The 1,769-nt window shown below is 50.4% G+C and carries 1 protein-coding gene; it reads right to left on the bottom strand.

Annotation, left to right across the window (positions count from 1 at the left end; all coding sequences use genetic code 11):
* Positions 1 to 1,769 (bottom strand): DUF2341 domain-containing protein (locus HWQ67_RS17635; RefSeq protein WP_218254008.1); only part of this gene is annotated, 1,769 nt, incomplete at both ends.

Below are 1,769 nucleotides of genomic sequence, written 5' to 3'. Positions count from 1 at the left end.
GCGTCTATCCCATCTCCTACTCCCGAGACTACGATTTGATAATACTGCACTAGAGTATTATTGGTTGCCCCCGTAATAACGGATTCCCCACTAACCGAAAGAGCCACGCTGGACGTATTAGTGGTAGAGGCTTGCATCGTGCCGGGGTAGATATAAGGAGCCGGGGCATAAGTATAATCGTCATACGGGTCGGTGGTGCCGCCCGGGATGTTCACATAAGCCCCGCCATCCCAATACTGCCACTGATAAGACAGCGCCCCGACACTTCTGAATCCCGTGTTAGAGGAACTTGATGTGCTATTCGCCGTTCCTGCATAGGACTTCAGAGTATATGCTACAGGGGAAGCATTATGGACGTGTTCGCCAGTTGTTGTTACCCTCACATACCCTATGCCAGGAGTGCTAGAGGGACTTCCTACATCAACCGTCCCTGCCGTCGCTCCCGTATCGTTATAAGATACCGTCCCAGCAGCTACGGAAGTCACATACGTTCCCCCACGATAGATGTAATATCCTGAAGCCCCGCACGGTTCCGTCCAGGAGATTATGACTTTATCCGTATATGTTCCGTCTGTGGCCGAGACTCCTGTAGGAGCAGGAAGGGTATTTTGGCTTCCCCAACTGCTGATTGAGGGCTCTGTAGAAGTGAACTTGCGAACTATGAAGTTATCATAAAACTGGTCTGCGCCTGCCGTATCATCACCAACCAATATGATGATGTTAGCGTCTCCTGCCGATGTCTGCATTGCTGCCCCAGTCTTTATCGCAGCCCCGTCATACCATATATCGTAAGTACCCGCCGTAAAGTTGATATTGCGAAGTTCTAGTAATACCCATGCACCAGCAGCACAATCCGTTAAAGTGTCTCGCCAAGCAGTATCATAATATGTGATGCTCCCATCGGCAGCAGCAATGTCTATAACTATTCTTTTTACGCCATTGCCATGTCTAATCGTTTGCCCTCCTCCGCTCCCAGCCCCTGATTCCCGATAATATCTTGTATAAAGGGCATATGTGTCGCCACCAGTCTGAGGTATTGACATTGCAGGAAGGGTAGCCACACCAACAAGTTTGGCTGAACGAGTGCCAAAATAGCCAGCCACATTGCCTATGTCCTGTTCGGTTGATATATGGCAATGTGCAGCAACCTCAGTCCAAGCACCACCTACGGTATCCCCGTCATTACCACGTTCAAAATCATCATAGGTAAGAAAGGTATTCGTGCCGTTGCTTGCAGAAGTAGCTGCGGGATTTCCGTAGTACATCAGAAACTGAGTCACCGATGGAGAGGCGGCAATCGAGTCACACTCTACCCAAAAGACTGCGCTTACGTTTGAGGTATAGGTTTCCTGCCAGAAGTCTAAGGAGGTCCCGGAGGGTGTGGTAAATCGGACATCATCGAAGTCGGCCTGGCAGGTGTAGTTGAGATAAACGCTGCTCCCCGAGTCTGTCCCGGCTGCGGCGTAGACATTGACTCGCATCTGGTAGTTGGTCTGCGCTCCTGTGGAGCCTTCTATCGACAGGACTTTTCTATAGGAGTAGTCATCCAGCCAGTCGGAACAGACATAAGTCAGGGTCAGGAGCGGATACTTGCTTGCGTCACCACAGTTGTAGTTGTAGTAACCGACAAACTCTGGGCCAACAGGTGTGTATTGCAGTATTTCCCTGTTGCTCCTGATGACGAACTTCGTGATACCGCCACCGTTTATCCATCCTACCCCCCGGGCAGTGAGGGTTATGTTGTTGTATCCAGACGTATTCCAGGATGC

The organism is Candidatus Magnetobacterium casense, from assembly GCF_019173545.1.
In the GTDB taxonomy this organism is placed as follows: Bacteria; Nitrospirota; Thermodesulfovibrionia; order Thermodesulfovibrionales; family Magnetobacteriaceae; genus Magnetobacterium; species Magnetobacterium cryptolimnobacter.
Note: the sequence above shows the minus strand (reverse complement) of the source record. Positions and strands in the feature narration are given on the sequence as shown.